Source organism: Gracilimonas sediminicola (assembly GCF_024320785.1).
GTDB lineage: Bacteria > Bacteroidota > Rhodothermia > Balneolales > Balneolaceae > Gracilimonas > Gracilimonas sediminicola.
Map to the genome: position 1 here is coordinate 1,630,158 of NZ_JANDBC010000001.1, position 14,531 is coordinate 1,644,688.

Annotated in this window: 13 protein-coding genes; 5 read left to right on the top strand and 8 right to left on the bottom strand. The window is 45.3% G+C overall.

The features are described 5' to 3' along the window. Nucleotides 1–186: 186 nt before the first annotated feature. Nucleotides 187–501, top strand: coding sequence for a DUF6787 family protein (locus NM125_RS07420; protein ID WP_255134273.1), 315 nt, complete (start codon nt 187–189; stop codon nt 499–501). 3 nt (nt 502–504) lie between these two features. On the opposite strand, the gene NM125_RS07425 is transcribed toward NM125_RS07420, so the two are convergent. The 4 genes from NM125_RS07425 to NM125_RS07440 all read right to left on the bottom strand — a co-directional run bounded on the left by NM125_RS07425 (nt 505) and on the right by NM125_RS07440 (nt 2,845). After that, entirely contained in the window at nt 505–840 is a 336-nt protein-coding gene (locus tag NM125_RS07425; protein WP_255134274.1) for an MmcQ/YjbR family DNA-binding protein, read from the bottom strand. After that, a complete protein-coding gene (locus NM125_RS07430) occupies nt 830–1,207 on the bottom strand; it encodes a DUF423 domain-containing protein (RefSeq protein WP_255134275.1) in 378 nt (125 codons plus the stop codon). Before NM125_RS07430 ends, NM125_RS07425 begins: the two co-directional genes overlap by 11 nt. A gap of 73 nt (nt 1,208–1,280) precedes the next feature. Continuing rightward, complete coding sequence (locus tag NM125_RS07435; protein ID WP_255134276.1) at nt 1,281–1,940, bottom strand: CDGSH iron-sulfur domain-containing protein; 660 nt, start codon at nt 1,938–1,940, stop codon at nt 1,281–1,283. 62 nt (nt 1,941–2,002) lie between these two features. Then, complete coding sequence (locus tag NM125_RS07440) at nt 2,003–2,845, bottom strand: restriction endonuclease (protein ID WP_255134277.1); 843 nt, start codon at nt 2,843–2,845, stop codon at nt 2,003–2,005. Between the two features lie 132 nt (nt 2,846–2,977). On the opposite strand from NM125_RS07440, the gene NM125_RS07445 reads away from it, so the two are divergent. From NM125_RS07445 to NM125_RS07455, 3 genes are all read left to right on the top strand, one after another. Next, nucleotides 2,978–3,331: a VOC family protein gene (locus NM125_RS07445; RefSeq protein ID WP_255134278.1), complete on the top strand. Its 354-nt coding sequence runs from the start codon at nt 2,978–2,980 to the stop codon at nt 3,329–3,331. A 93-nt stretch (nt 3,332–3,424) separates the two neighbouring features. Continuing rightward, on the top strand, nt 3,425–3,997 hold the full coding sequence (locus tag NM125_RS07450; RefSeq protein ID WP_255134279.1) for an AraC family transcriptional regulator: 573 nt from the start codon (nt 3,425–3,427) through the stop codon (nt 3,995–3,997). A 7-nt stretch (nt 3,998–4,004) separates the two neighbouring features. Further along, a complete protein-coding gene (locus tag NM125_RS07455) occupies nt 4,005–4,466 on the top strand; it encodes a methyltransferase family protein (RefSeq protein WP_255134280.1) in 462 nt (153 codons plus the stop codon). 136 nt (nt 4,467–4,602) lie between these two features. On the opposite strand, the gene NM125_RS07460 is transcribed toward NM125_RS07455, so the two are convergent. From NM125_RS07460 to NM125_RS07475, 4 genes are all read right to left on the bottom strand, one after another. After that, nucleotides 4,603–6,552: a heavy metal translocating P-type ATPase gene (locus tag NM125_RS07460; RefSeq protein ID WP_255134281.1), complete on the bottom strand. Its 1,950-nt coding sequence runs from the start codon at nt 6,550–6,552 to the stop codon at nt 4,603–4,605. Between the two features lie 84 nt (nt 6,553–6,636). Further along, the gene (locus NM125_RS07465; protein WP_255134282.1) at nt 6,637–7,203 is read right to left on the bottom strand and encodes an AraC family transcriptional regulator; all 567 of its coding nucleotides are present in this window, start codon (nt 7,201–7,203) and stop codon (nt 6,637–6,639) included. A gap of 72 nt (nt 7,204–7,275) precedes the next feature. Then, nucleotides 7,276–9,483 (bottom strand): serine/threonine-protein kinase, encoded by a 2,208-nt coding sequence (locus NM125_RS07470; RefSeq protein WP_255134283.1) that lies wholly within the window; start codon nt 9,481–9,483, stop codon nt 7,276–7,278. A 33-nt stretch (nt 9,484–9,516) separates the two neighbouring features. Next, nucleotides 9,517–10,080: an ECF-type sigma factor gene (locus NM125_RS07475; RefSeq protein WP_255134284.1), complete on the bottom strand. Its 564-nt coding sequence runs from the start codon at nt 10,078–10,080 to the stop codon at nt 9,517–9,519. Nucleotides 10,081–10,185: 105 nt separating this feature from the next. Here NM125_RS07475 and NM125_RS07480 point away from each other — a divergent pair, with 105 nt between their 5' ends. Then, a complete protein-coding gene (locus NM125_RS07480) occupies nt 10,186–14,427 on the top strand; it encodes a T9SS type A sorting domain-containing protein (protein ID WP_255134285.1) in 4,242 nt (1,413 codons plus the stop codon). The last annotated feature ends 104 nt before the right edge of the window (nt 14,428–14,531 follow it).

Here is a 14,531-nt window from a genome sequence, read left to right on the forward strand (position 1 = left end):
ACCCTGATTGTTAGTCTTCAAATAAACTCCGAATGTCCTTCCTTTCAGCTGAAACTACCTGCCGGAAGAAGGAATTGCAAGAAAGCACAGTAGTATTTTTGTAAAAATTTCCTACAAATAAATCTAACTATTTAACTTCATATAGGTTTAGAAAAAGGATATTTTTTGACAAATAAAACTTTTGTGATGAAAATACTTCAACAATTAAAATCCCGGTGGGGAATAACCAGCAACTGGCAGGTGCTGGTGATACTCATCGTCTTTGCTTGCACCGGCTTTACGGCACTTTACGCCAGACGTTTCGTTTTTAATCTGATAGGGATTATCGACACGGATCCGTTCTGGCTTAAGGCGGTTGTTTGGCTGGTAACTATCCTTCCGCTGTATAATATTTTTCTGCTGATCTACGGGGCCTTGTTTGGTCAATTTGAATTTTTCTGGGCTTTCTTTAAAAAGATGATGAGCCGCATGGTACCAGGTAAATCGGGCTCAGGGGGATAGTGCTTAACGATCTTTTCGGGGAAGCTTGGCGACTACTAAGTCATAAGAATGTTTAATCAGCTCAAAGAGTAGCTCATCTCCCAAAGCACCGGTAGTGCTCACCGTGTTCCAGTGCTTTTTGTTCATATGATAGCCGGGCTTAACTTCCTCATAAGATGCGCGAAGTTCGAGCGCTCTCACCGGCTCACACTTAAGGTTGATGCTTTCAAAAACCTCAATGTCGGTAAGGGCAAACATCTTGCCCATTACTTTAAAAACCAGCGTTTGTTCTCCAAATGGGAAGTCTTCGGAAACCCCGGGCAGTGACAGGCAATAATCGTAGAAAGCCTCAATATGCATTTCTCAAAACCTGCACTCCAAGCAGTACCCATCCGGTAATAAAAGCGACACCACCAATGGGGGTTATAGCTCCGAGCCAGCTTGCTCCGGACAGGCACAGTATATACAGGCTGCCGGAGAAAATAAGGATTCCTGACAGAATCAGTGAAGCCGGCCAGGTTACAACCATCTGAAACTGAGCTCCGATTAGGGCAATCAGCATCAAACCCAGAGCATGCCATGCATGATATTGAACGGCCGTTTGCCAGGTTTCGAGTCGCTCTGCACTCAGAGTATTTTTTAAAGCATGGGCGCCGAAAGCACCGGCTGCTACAGCAATGGTGAGCAAGAAAGCCGCAACAGCAAGTATGATTTTAGGATTGGACATCTTGATAACTGTTATTCGTTATTTTGAGAATGGATGAATATCCTTGATAAGTTAATAATTACACGAATAACCTTTAATCAGAGACAAAACCGACTTTCTTGTGAGTGCCATCGCAAAAGGGTTTGGTATGGGATCCCCCACAGCGACAAAAACTCATTTTCTTGCTGCATGTTTCCCTTCCGGTTTCTTCACCTACCAGGTCGTAATTACCCTGTACCAGAAAGGGCGCGTTATCAAACAGTTTGATGGAAAGCTCCCCACCCTTTCCGTTTACCGGTTCGGTGCGCAGGCGTTCCGGGTTGTAGGAGGTATCGGCTTTGAACTCGGCCTCAATATGTGAGTTATCGCAAAGAGGTTTATTCTTGGATTTACCACAGCGGCACATGGCTACGCGTGTATCTTTGAGCACGACGTTTTCATCCATATCACGAATCACCACTTCGCCGTGAATATAAATGGGCCCGTCTTTCTCTATGGTGATTACATTCTGTTCCGGCGCCTCTTCCTTTTCAGTGGTTTTCTTTAATTCATAATGTAAGGCTCCGGTAGGGCATCGCTCAATCACTTCCGCCAGATCCCCGGCTTCGGCTTGCTCAGGTTGTATCCAGGGCTTTTGGTTGGGGTCGAATACATCGGGTAGCCCGTGCACACACTCTTCAGCATGGATACATCGCTTCAGGTCCCAGGTGACTTTGATGTCTTCGTTTTCGTAGGATAATATTTTCTCTTTCATGATGAATGTCCGGGTTTAAGATTATCAGATGATAATGAAGCAGCTTCACCAAACCAAGTTTGTTAAACGGTACACACTTCCTCTGCTTCCTTTATAATTTTTGATCTTTTACTATGGCTGAACCGCAGTTGATTCAAGACCTCTTGCTGATCCAGCAGCTGCTTGCAATGAACGATATCCTCATTTAATAATGACTGTTTCTCTTTCCTGGTTAAGCTTAGTAAAGCTGTAATCGGGTGGATTTGTGTCTCTTCAATCAAGCTGCGCAATCCCTGTCCTTTTGGGTAATTCCAGCTCAGTAATTTCATTCCGGAGCATGCAGCGTAATCAATAGCATCCTGAGTAAACCGGGTGTTGGTTGCTATAAAACCACAGGATTTTTTGTTTTTTAGATTTGAGTCAGTCTTCCAGGTTTCTGAAACATCCAAAAAACGGGACTGCACATACAAAGGTATAGTGACATTACAATGATGATCTTTCCGGTTATGGAACTTGCATTCAATCATGAAAATCTCCTGTTCATCTTGTGCAATTACGTCTATTTCATGAGAAACACACTTACCCTGAACGGTTTCCCCAACCTCAGTTTTGTACCCTAAGCTCCTGAATACTTCAGAAATCAAAACTTCAAAAGGATATCCTGATGGGCCAAGTTCGAGCAACGATTCTTTCAGTTTATATCTGCGTGCCACTCGCTTCGAGTTCTTTTTGAGAAGACGGTAAGCCTCGCGGTAAATTTCTTTTGTAGTGATATCATCCCGAAAGTAACCGGTTTCTTCTAAATGATTCACTACAGCCTTAATAACCGGCGGCTGAGCACCGGCGTTACCCAACGACTGCTTTAACTTGGACAACTTAAATTTTTCTCGCTCCCCGGTCGACTTTATAACATCAAATGATTTCATAGAAACAATTACTTAAGGTTTCTCTTTATTGTACCTAAAAAAAGCATCAATATTTGATACTTATCAGAGGTGGAATATATTAATGGAGACGGCTTAAATGCCCTCAACCACAATTGAATGAATCAAGATGATATGAGCAAACACGAGAAAATAGATTATGTAGAATTCCCATCAGCGGATCTTGAAGCTACTAAAACCTTTTTCAGGAATGCCTTTGGCTGGGAGTTCACGGATTATGGACCGGAGTACTGTGATTTTTCGAACGAGGGGATTAACGGAGGGTTTTATAAGTCAGAAATGAAATCAACAACCGAAACCGGCGCTGCCCTGGTTATTTTTTTCAGTGAGGATTTGGAAGCCACGTTGGAAAAAGTCAAAAATGCAGGAGCAGAAATTGTAAAAGACACCTTTTCCTTTCCCGGTGGCCGGCGCTTTCATTTCACCGAACCCAGTGGGAACGAATTTGCGGTGTGGTCAGATAAATAGGAATAATGACCTCGCACCAAATCTCAATGACCAATATCCTTGAGCTTGGAATTTGGTGCTTGGTACTTGAGGTTTTAAATTTACCTTGACGCTATGGAAAAAATGACGCTGCATATAAAAAACATGGTTTGCGACCGCTGCGAGATGGTCATAGAAACCGCGCTTACGGCGCTGGGGCTTAAAGTAGATCATGTTCAGCTTGGAAAGGCTGAAGTAACCCGCCAGGGGGATCATCCCACCCTTAAAGAGATTGAAAAAGAAATGGAGCGCTTCAACTTTGGGCTGATTAAGGATGAAGATTCTATTTTAGTGGAAAAGGTGAAAACAACACTGATTCAATGGGTAGATTCGGGAGAGCTGGAAACCGATGACACTTCCTTATCGGATTACCTGGCTAAGAAGCTTGCCAAAAGTTATGCTACGATATCCCGCATTTTTTCCCGGAAAGAAGAAATTACGATTGAAAAATATTTTATTCGTCTGAAGATTGAAAAGGCCAAAGAACGGGTGGAGTATGAGAATCTCAGCTTCAGCGAAATTGCGTATCAGTTAGGATATAAGAACCTTCAACACTTATCGCGACAGTTTAAAGAAATAACCGGGATGAGCATGAGTGAATACCAAAAGCTGCAAAACCCTGAGCGCAAATCGCTTGATAAAATTTAGAAGTACCATGAATGGATTGAAACTGAAAATTCCCCCGGCTCTTCTGTTCCTGCTGTGTGTGGTACTCATGTGGCTGACAGATCGTTGGCTTACTCTTGAGCCATTAGTTCTAAAAACGCCGGAATGGGTGTATGGCTTGCTCATTTCGACAGGTGGTTTGGTAGTTCTTTTGGGGGTGATTGAGTTTAGTAAAAAATCAACCACCGTAAACCCGCATAAACCACAGGATACTTCTGCATTTGTGAAGTCAGGGATCTATCGTCTTACAAGAAATCCCATGTATTTGGGGATGGTTCTTATTCTTTGTGCGGCTGTGTTTAAATTAGGGAATTTACTTACCGTGCTGTTCATTCCATGCTTCACCTGGTATATGAACGAGTTTCAGATAAAGCCTGAAGAAGAGGTAATGAAGCAAAAGTTTGGGGATGAGTTTCTGGATTACAAGAAGAAAGTTCGGCGCTGGGTGTGATGAAATCTGAAATTGTGCAAGCTTCATAAAATAGTGCAAGCGTCCGCTTGAACGATGTATGATTTTAAAGATGAGGTGTGGTTTCATTCTGGTCCAAGCGGACGCTTGAACCAGGCATGGTCGTTATAACCTGATTTTAGCAGGCATCACAACAGGAAGCTGCAGCCATCTTCGGCTTCGACACCTCATCGCTTTTCCGGAATAAATCTAAAATGGAACCTCCTTCAGAAAAAGTGTTTTGAACACGAATGGCATTTGCGATGGCAATAAGGGCCACACCCACATCAGCAAAAATGGCTTCCCACATAGAGGCCAGGCCAATGGCGGCAAGTCCCATCACCAGCACTTTAATGCCCAGCGCAAACCCGATGTTTTGCCACACCACCTTATGGGTGAACCGGGAGATGTCGATAGCTTTGGCAACTTTGGAAGGCTGATCGGTTTGAATAACGACATCGGCAGTGTCAACGGTTGCGTCTGATCCGATGCCTCCCATGGCAATACCTACATCAGCCAGGGTAATTACCGGCGCATCATTCACCCCGTCACCTATAAAGCCGACGGTATTCCCTTTGCCCAAAGCCTGCTCAACGAGGCTGTATTTTTCATCAGGAAGTAAGCCGCCGTGAGCCTCATCAAGCCCCAGCTCGTTAGCAACAAACGAAACAACATCGGGGTTATCACCGGATAGCATTATCATTCGCTGAATTCCCCTTTCCCTGAGCTCCTGAATAGTCTGTTTACTGTCCTCCTTAATTTTATCGGAAATACGGATGGTTCCCGCATGTTCTCCGTCCACCGCTACATGGACAAAGGTATAAGGCTCAGAAAGGTTGTCTTGAGTTACCTTTACTCCACGTTCTTTTAGCAATTCTGCATTTCCAACTAAAACTTCTTTGTGTTTAATAAATCCTTTAAGTCCCTTTCCGGAAACCTCTTGTTGCTGCTCAACTTCAAACAGTTCCTGCCCGTTTTTAAATGAGAGAATGGCCTTGCCAATCGGGTGTGTGGAATGTTGTTCAAGCGAGGCGGCGTAGGCAATGACCTCTGCTTCACTTAATCCGTTATGGGTGGTCACCGTTTGCACTTCAAAAGTTCCTTCAGTAAGTGTTCCGGTTTTATCCATAAACAGGATATTCATTTTTCGAAGTTGGTCCAGATAATCCGAGCCTTTCAGCAAAATACCGTTTCTGGAGGCGGCCCCGATTCCCCCGAAATAACCGAGCGGTATAGAGATTACGAGTCCACAAGGGCAAGAAACCACAAGAAAAACGAGGGCTTTATAGAACCACTCCTGAAATACATACTGCTCTACAAATAAATAGGGGACAAACGTAACGGCGACTGCCAGCCATACAACGATAGGGGTGTACACTTTAGCGAATTTTGTCATAAAGCGCTGAGTGGGGGCTTTTCGCTGGGCGGCCTCTTGTACCATTTCAAGAATATGGGAAAGCTTGGTGTCCTCAAATACACTGTTTACCCGGATGCGAACAAGCCTGTCCTGATTAATGGAGCCGGCCCAGACTTCTTCGCCGGAAGTTCGGTTTACAGGTTTGGATTCTCCGGTAAGGGCCGCGGTATTAAAGGATGCTTTCTCGGTGAGCAATTCACCATCCAGCGGTACTTTTTCTCCGGGCCGCACCTGAATGATATCCCCAACTTCAACCTGGCCGGGATGCACCATGATGGTTGCTCCATTCCGCTCTACCGTTGCAATATCAGGCTGCTGCTCAATCAGCTTTTGGATAGAGTGGCGGGCCTTGGTAACCGCTCCGTGTTGTGCATATTCTCCAATCATGTAAAAGAGCATGACCGCCACGCCTTCTGCGTATTCACCCAAAGCAAAAGCTCCAATGGTGGCAATACCCATCAGGAAAAACTCACTGAACAGGGTTCCTTTTTTTATGGACCGATAAGCTTTCATCCACACGGGCCCGCCTACAAACAGGTATGAAATGACAAAGAGGGAAATGAACACATATTCCTGTCCGGTAAAAGTAAAAGCGTGCCGGGCAATCAGTGCGGCAATAAGGAAAACGGAGGCAATAGCAACCTCCCGGTATTTTTTCAGGAACGAGATCATAGCATATCTGTTAATTTGATCTCAAGATAGCGGTATCTGCACCGGGTGGATTGCAGTATTGTGTAATTCTTGTGCAGGATTTTGTCAGAGCTTGTCGATGGAGATGCGCTTGTTCTCCTTCACGTCCTTAAAGTGAGAGGGTGACAGCCCGGTTTCTTTCTTAAACTGTCGGGAGAAATGCTGCTGACTGCTATATCCAAGCTCATAGGCGATTTCCGTGAGGCTTTGTTCGCCATAAACAATAAGCTCTTTGGCCCGCTCAATTTTCTGCAGGATGTAATACCGCTCAATGGATTTCCCCTCCACATTGGAAAACAACCGACTGAGCTGCTGATAATCTTTATTAATTTTTTTGGAAAGATAGGCAGACAGGTTGCCCTCCAGCTCCTTGTCGGTGCGGATCAACTGAATGATAAGCTGTTTAATCTGCTCTACAATCCGGCTGCCTTTATCGTTAATCAATTCAAACCCATTGTTGCGCACAACTTGAATCAGGCGTTCGTATTCATCTGCGGTAACCGGATTTGATAAGGTCAGCTGTCCGAGTTCGATTTTCTGAATCTCAAAATCGGCAGCCAGCAGCTTTTCTTCCAGAACTTCCGCGCAGTGACTGCACACCATGTTTTTTATGTGAAAGTGTTTTTCATCCATATGCCCTAAAATTAGTAAAGCCGTAAGATCGTTCAAAGGAAGAGAAAAGATTAAAATAGAAACTTATGGGAATCAATTAAGGTCCTGCTCAAAAAGCTTAAGGTTGTTTAAGCTTTGAATAGTGTGAGGATGTGATTCCCCCAACACCTCTTTTCGGATGGTATAGGCCTCTTGTAGAAGTTGCTCGGCTCTGCTTCTATTATTACGGGCTCGCTCTATCAATCCAAGATTATTGATGCTCCAGGCTGTTTCGAAGTGATTTCGACCCAATACCTCATCCCGAATTTCTATTGCTCGTTGGGTAAAATCAGCTGCCTCATCGAGATTGCCCTGCACAAAAGTTGCCCAGCCCAGGCTATGAAGCGTTTGGGCGATAGCTTTCCTTGTAGCATTTGGGGCATCCTGGTTGTAAAGTTGTTCTCGCAGATCCAGGGTGACTCTAAAAAGGCTGTCAGCTGTATGGCGGCTTCCTTGTGAAAAATATATCCAAGACAGGTTTTGAAGTATATTTGAGTAGAGCATGGTTTCGTTCATTTCAGCCGCCTCATAACCCGATTTGGCACTTAGTATAATGGAATCTGCTTTGGTGGTCTTTCCTTGTATAAACCAAATCCACCCTAAGCCCTCCATTGTATTTCCAAGAGAAGCTATTTCCGTGTCAGGATTGTTTTGTTTTTCTTCTAATGCCTGAATGTAATAGTACTCCGATTTGGAGTAGTCTCCTTTGTCCCGGTAAAAGTCACCCAGATTGTGATAACAGGAAGCCAATAGGTATTTATCCGGATGATCGGAGGGAAGAGACTCTCTGATATCCTTCACTTCTAAATACAACTCTTCGGCCTTATCCAGATTCCCGAGGTTTTGATGGACTCGGGCTACGGTTTCGAGCAGCTGTGCCTGTACATCAGGATAATGTCCCAAGTCCCGGTGAATGTATTCAACTCCGTCATCAAGAAATTGGTTAGATGTAATGGCCGATTCATCATCCCGGGTGTAGTCCGCATTCTCAAATACGCCCGACATAAAGGCACTCGTAATCCGGGCTTTTTCAGCTTCTTCAAGGGCCTTGTCCCGTTCATGCGAAACGGTTTGAATATGATAGAATAACAGTGTGGAAAGCGATAGAACAAAAACCACGGCTGCAACTACGAATTTTAGATTTCGGGTTACAAATCTGCGGGTTTTGTATCTGTAATTCCCGGGGACAGCTTTTACAGGCCTCTTTTGCTGAAAGTCTTCCAGATCCTGGTGGAATTCAAGCGCCGATGAATACCGGTCTTCAGGCTTTTTTTGAATAGCTTTCTGAAGTATAGCCTGCAGATCAGATGGGATGGTTTGTGAAAGTGTATTCGGAGGTTTATTCAGGATGATCTCCTCTGCTTCATTCCTGCTTATTCCCGAAAAATTAAGAGGCTTTTCGTTACAAATCAGCTCCCAACCCAGGAGTCCCAAGTTATAAATATCTGAGGCAGTCGTAATTTTCTTATTCTGAATTTGCTCCGGGGAAGCGTATTGCAGGCTCAACACCCGATGGGCGTTTTCTTCATATATATTCTCTTTCAAAAGCCGGGCAATCCCAAAGTCCAGAACTTTTAGTTCCCCCATCTCATTAACCAGAATATTGGAGGGCTTCAGGTCGCGGTGCACAATCAGGTTTTGATGAGCGTAATGAACGGTAAGGCAGAGTTTCTTCAGGAGCTCAATTCGCTCTGAGAGTGGCAAATGATGTTCAACCGAATACTCTGTGATTGAGGTGCCCTCTATTAATTCCATAATCAGATATGGACGCCCGTCTTCAAGGACTCCGCCATCGAAAAGAACGGCAATATTGGGGTGATTTAACCGGGCGAGAATTTGGCGTTCTCTTCGGAATCTCTCCATAGTGGAATCCGAAAGAAAGAACTCATTCACAACTTTAATGGCTGCAATCCGCTCAAACTCGCCATCAATTCTCCGGGCTTTGTACACCGTACCCATGCCGCCGCGGCCTATCAGCTCTGTGGCCTCATACTTGCCGATTTTGAAAGGGAGAAGCGTTTCGGACAGCTCTTTGTTAAGCACATTTTGGGAATAATCACGAAGCAGGGTTTCGCTGAGCTTCTTCTCGGCTTCCCAAAAAACATCGCTTTCAGGCAGTTCGCTTAACAGGGAAAGAATTTGGTCGGCAAGGTTGGTGTCTGTGCCACACGTTTCCCGCACATACTCATTACGTGTTTTTTCCTGAAGACCCAGAGCGGTGTCCAGTATTTGATTAATCGTATGCCAGCGTTGTTCATCCATTGTAAAGGTATGCGTATAAAAAGCGCGAACACCTCATTCTTTTTGTTCAGATATAAATTGATAAAGCCAAAGTTTGGCTTTTTTCCATTCCCGGTCGATGGTACTGGTGGAAACTCCGAGAACATCAGCAGTTTCGGGAATACTCAAGCCGCCAAAAAAGTGAAGTTCAGTAACTTTTGACATCCGCTCGTCCAGCCCGGCTAATTTATCCAAAGCCTCATCGATGCGAATAATATCAGTAGGCGAAGCGGATTCGCCGGCCAGGTTTTCATCCAGTGTAACGGCTTTTTGCCCCGACCCTCTTTTTTTGCTGTTCTTTTTGCGGGCATAATCCACCAAAATTTGCCTCATACAGCGGGAAGCAATACTGTAGAAATGATTTCGGTCAGAGGCTTCGATCCGGGTTTGATCTATCATTTTCAGAAAAACTTCATGCACTAAATCCGTTTTTTGAAAAGTCAGGTCGTTGCGTTCACGGATAATGTGGGCATGGGCAATCTCCTTCAGCCGGGCATATACCAACGGGAAAATAGCTTCGGAAGCCTTTTGGTCGCCGGCTTTCCAGTCTAAGAGCAATTCTGTTACCTCTCCCTTCACACCTGAAAAATTAAGTTGATGTGGCCGGCTTTTTTTTACGCAAACCACAGTAAGACACACCCAATAAGTAATCTAAAACAGGAATATCAATCAAGGGGAATTATTATGAGTAAAGGAATTGGATTTATTCTATTTATGGCACTTTTGCTGCCTTCGGAAGTTTTTGCTCAATTTGCAGGCGGTTCGGGAACCCCGGGCGATCCTTATCAGGTAGCCACGGCGGCTCAACTAAATGAAGTTCGCAATCACCTTAGCTCTCATTTTATACAAACCGCAGATATTGATCTTGGCGGGGATGATCCGGCCGGAGACTTTTATTACTCGGGATTGGGGTGGGTTCCCATCGGACAGTTTAACAGCGAGTTTGAGGGCAGCTACAACGGTGACGGATACAAGATTACTGGACTTTATATGCAACGGGTAGCAGCCGGGGTGCGGGCAGGTTTATTCGGATATATAGATACCGATGCTTCCCTGGTTAATGTGCACCTGGAGGATGTGGATGTAACCGGAAACAGCCCGGTTGGAGGGCTTCTCGGGGAAAACTCAAATGGGTCGGTGAGCAACTGCTCAGTAACAGGAACCGTGGCCGGTGTTTCGAATGTAGGAGGTTTGGTGGGTTTGAATGGATCAGGGGATGGGTCGGTAAGCCTAAGCTATGCAAATGTTGCAGTGTCGGGAACCAACTCCGGGGTGTTGGTCGGGAATAACTCATCGGGAAATGTAAATTCAAGCTTTACCGAAGGCTCGTCTCCCAACGCGAGTGGTGGACTAGTGGGCCGGAATAGTTTTGGGGTGGTCATCAATAGCTACAGTACGGTTGATGGGGCAAATGGAGGAGTTGTTGGTTATAACACAGGCACCATTTCAACAACGTATGCAGCTGGTACGTCAGATACAGGTGGATTATTGGCAGAAGACGGCGGGGGCTCTGAAGTCGCCAACTATTGGAATACCGCCAGCGGAAGTCCGGACAATGGGTTTGGGACCGGGCTTACGGAGGCAGAAATGAAGCAGCAGGCAAGTTTCAGTACCTGGAATTTTTCCACCATATGGGCAATCGATGAGGGGAATTCTTATCCCTACCTGAAAAATAATCCGCCCGTAATTCCTTTATCAGCTCCGGTTTTGGTTTCTCCGGCGGATGAAACTGCAGGAGTTGAAGATGCTGTGACGCTGGTTTGGAACACCGTTCAGAATGCAGACAGTTACACACTTGAAAAAGCAGCATCGGATGAGTTCATTGATTCAGGTGAGCCGTATGCTCTTGAAGAAGGCATAACAGATACCACATTTTTTATTTCGGATTTACCTCCTAACCAGACGCTGTACTGGAGGGTTAAAGCAGTGAATGGGGATCAGGAAAGTGAGTGGAGTCCAGCATTCAGCTTTACTTCTTCAGAAACAAGTTCAATGCCTGGGCCGATTACACTCAATTCTCCCTTTGATGGGGCCACAGGGGTATTAGCTAATGTTACCTTATCCTGGCAATCCGATGAATACGCAGATGAATATCAAATTCAACTCGATACGCTGGAAGGGTTTGTCTCGCCGATAAGTGATATGACCAAAGCCGGCACAAATACTACTACAGGTGTGCTTGATGACGGCACCAAATACTATTGGAGGGTTCGTGGTGTAAATGAGTATGGTGAGGGGAGCTGGTCGGATGTTTTCAGCTTCACCACAGAAGAAGCTCAGCCATCTGCACCCGAACTGCTGTTTCCGGTGAATAGCGCAACCGGTTTGGAAGATACCGTAACGGCGGTTTGGAGTTCTGTAGAAAATGCCGATAGCTATATCTTTGAAGGATCAGAGACTTCTGATTTCAGCGACCCGAATAACTTCTATATGGAAGGCATAACGGATACCACACTGTTTATCCCGGAGCTGCCACCGGACAGAGAACTTTTCTGGAGAGTAAAAACGCTATCCGGGGAACAGGAAAGTGAATGGAGTGAGGTATTTAGCTTCTTTACCACGGAAAACAGCCTGATGCCCGACCCCATTACCTTAATTTTTCCGCTTGATATGTCGCCGGATCAGCCCCTCGAAATGACTTTTGTGTGGCGCTCCGATGTATTTGCCGATGAATATCAAATCCAGATTGATGAGTCGGATGCTTTTACATCACCGGTTGCGGATAACACCGTGCAGGATACCCTCTTTGCTTCGGGTACATTAGAAGAATCCACCACCTATTTTTGGAGGGTGAGGGGAATTAACGAGTACGGAGCGGCTTCGTGGTCTCAAGTATTCAGCTTCACAACGCTGCAAACACTTCCTGATGCACCTCAATTACTCAGCCCGGCAAAAGGCACTACAGGAGTTGAAGATACTCTCACAATAAAATGGAGGTCGGTAGAAGGTGCCGACAGCTATACCCTTGAAGTTTCCGGTGTGGATGATTTCAACTCCGAAGACAATTTTTTGGCAGAGGGGATTGAGGACACTACTTATTTTGGGGATGGGTTACCTCCTTCAGTTACATTTTATTGGCGGGTAAAAACTGTTGTGGGCGAAGACGAAAGCGAGTGGAGTGAAGTGTTTAACTTCACCACCACAGAAAACAGCGCTAAACCCAAAAGTATTGCACTAATAGCACCTGCAGATGAGGTGCAGGACTTGCCCCTTGAAATATCCTTCCTCTGGCACTCTGATTCCTATGCAGAAGAATATCAGATCAAAGTGGCGGAGGATGCAGCTTTTTCTTCCATCATTTTCAATAACTCTGACGTTGATACCTCGATTACAATTACTGAAGGCTTAGCTGAGGGTAGCACCTATTACTGGCGGGTTCGGGGTACAAACGTTTATCATGAAGGCGATTGGTCAGATACCTATAGCTTTACCACAGCTGCAGAGCCGCTTGATCCCCCCGGACTGCTTTATCCGGCAGACGGGTCAACTGGACTCAAAGATACCGTTACGGCTGTCTGGAGTGCTGTAGAAAATGCTGTCAGTTACAATTTTGAAGGATCGGAAGTTGAGAACTTTGATAACGCCGACAACTATTTTATAGAGGGCATTACAGACACAACGCTTTTCATTCCTGAACTTCCGCCTGCGCGTCAGCTCTACTGGAGAGTAAAAGCTGTAGCTGAAGACATGGAAAGTGAGTGGAGTGAGGTGTTCAGCTTTGCAACTTCACCGCTGAGTTCATTTCCGGACAGCATCAAGCTCATTTCACCGGTTCATATGGCTGAAAATCAACCGACCGAACTCACGTTTACATGGCATTCCGATGTTCATGCTGATGAATATCAGTTTCAGCTGGATGACGAAGAGTCCTTCAATTCTCCGGCCATCGACAGTGTTAGTGCTGATACCGCGTTAACCTCCAAGCCTCTGGCAAAGGGAACGTCTTGGTTCTGGAGGGTGCGTGGACTCAACGAATACGGAGAAGCTGCCTGGTCAAAGGTGTATTCTTTTTCTGTGGAAGACGAGCAACCCTCTCCGGTTCCGGCTTTACTTTTACCTGCCAATGAAGCCACAGGCCTGGAAGACTCGGTCATATTTGTGTGGAAACCTCTTCCAGAAGCTCTCAATTACGAATTCCAGGGCTCTTACGTAGCTGATTTTTCAGAAGGAATTTTCTGGGCAGATACGATAGTAGACACCACATTGACCGTCCACATTTTTCCTCCGAGCACGGTCTTTTACTGGAGGGTAAGAGGGATATTTGAGGAAGGTCTGGGTGAATGGAGTAGCACCTGGTCATTCACAACCGGACCCACAAGTTCATTCCCCAAAATACCGATTTTACATCTTCCGGGAAACGAAGCGATGGATACAGATCTGATCCTGAACCTGAAATGGTTTCCTGATGATCAACAGAAAAAATATGGCCTGGCAGTAAACTACGATGTTGAAGTCTCCACCGATGCCGGCTTTGCGGAACTGCATACTCATTTTGAAGAAGTTGAGGATACAACCGTCACTATTCAGGATCTCGCTGAAAATACGCAGTACTATTGGCGGGTTCGGGGTAATAATGAATACGGAACGGGAGAATGGAGCGAGAGTTGGTCGTTTACCACCAAGCTGCTTACTTCTTCCGAAGTCGAAAGCGGAATTCCTGACGAGTTCGCACTTCGACAAAACTATCCCAACCCGTTTAACCCATCCACCATTATCAGGTATGATTTGCCAAAATCGGTCAGCATAGATTTACGGGTTTTCGATATGCTGGGTCGGGAAGTGGCCACTCTTGTTGATGAAAATAATAAGCCGGCGGGTAGTTACTCCGTGAACTTTAATGCAGCCAACCTATCATCAGGAATGTATATTTACCGATTGAAGGCGGGTTCAATAGTTCTGACCAAAAAACTGACACTGATTAAATAAAGCGAATCAGCGAAAAGTGGTGGGTAGATTATTCTGCCCGCTGCTTCTTTTCAGCTTTGGATATATTTTAGTTATTTGTAATGAGGTGTTACCAAACCAAATCA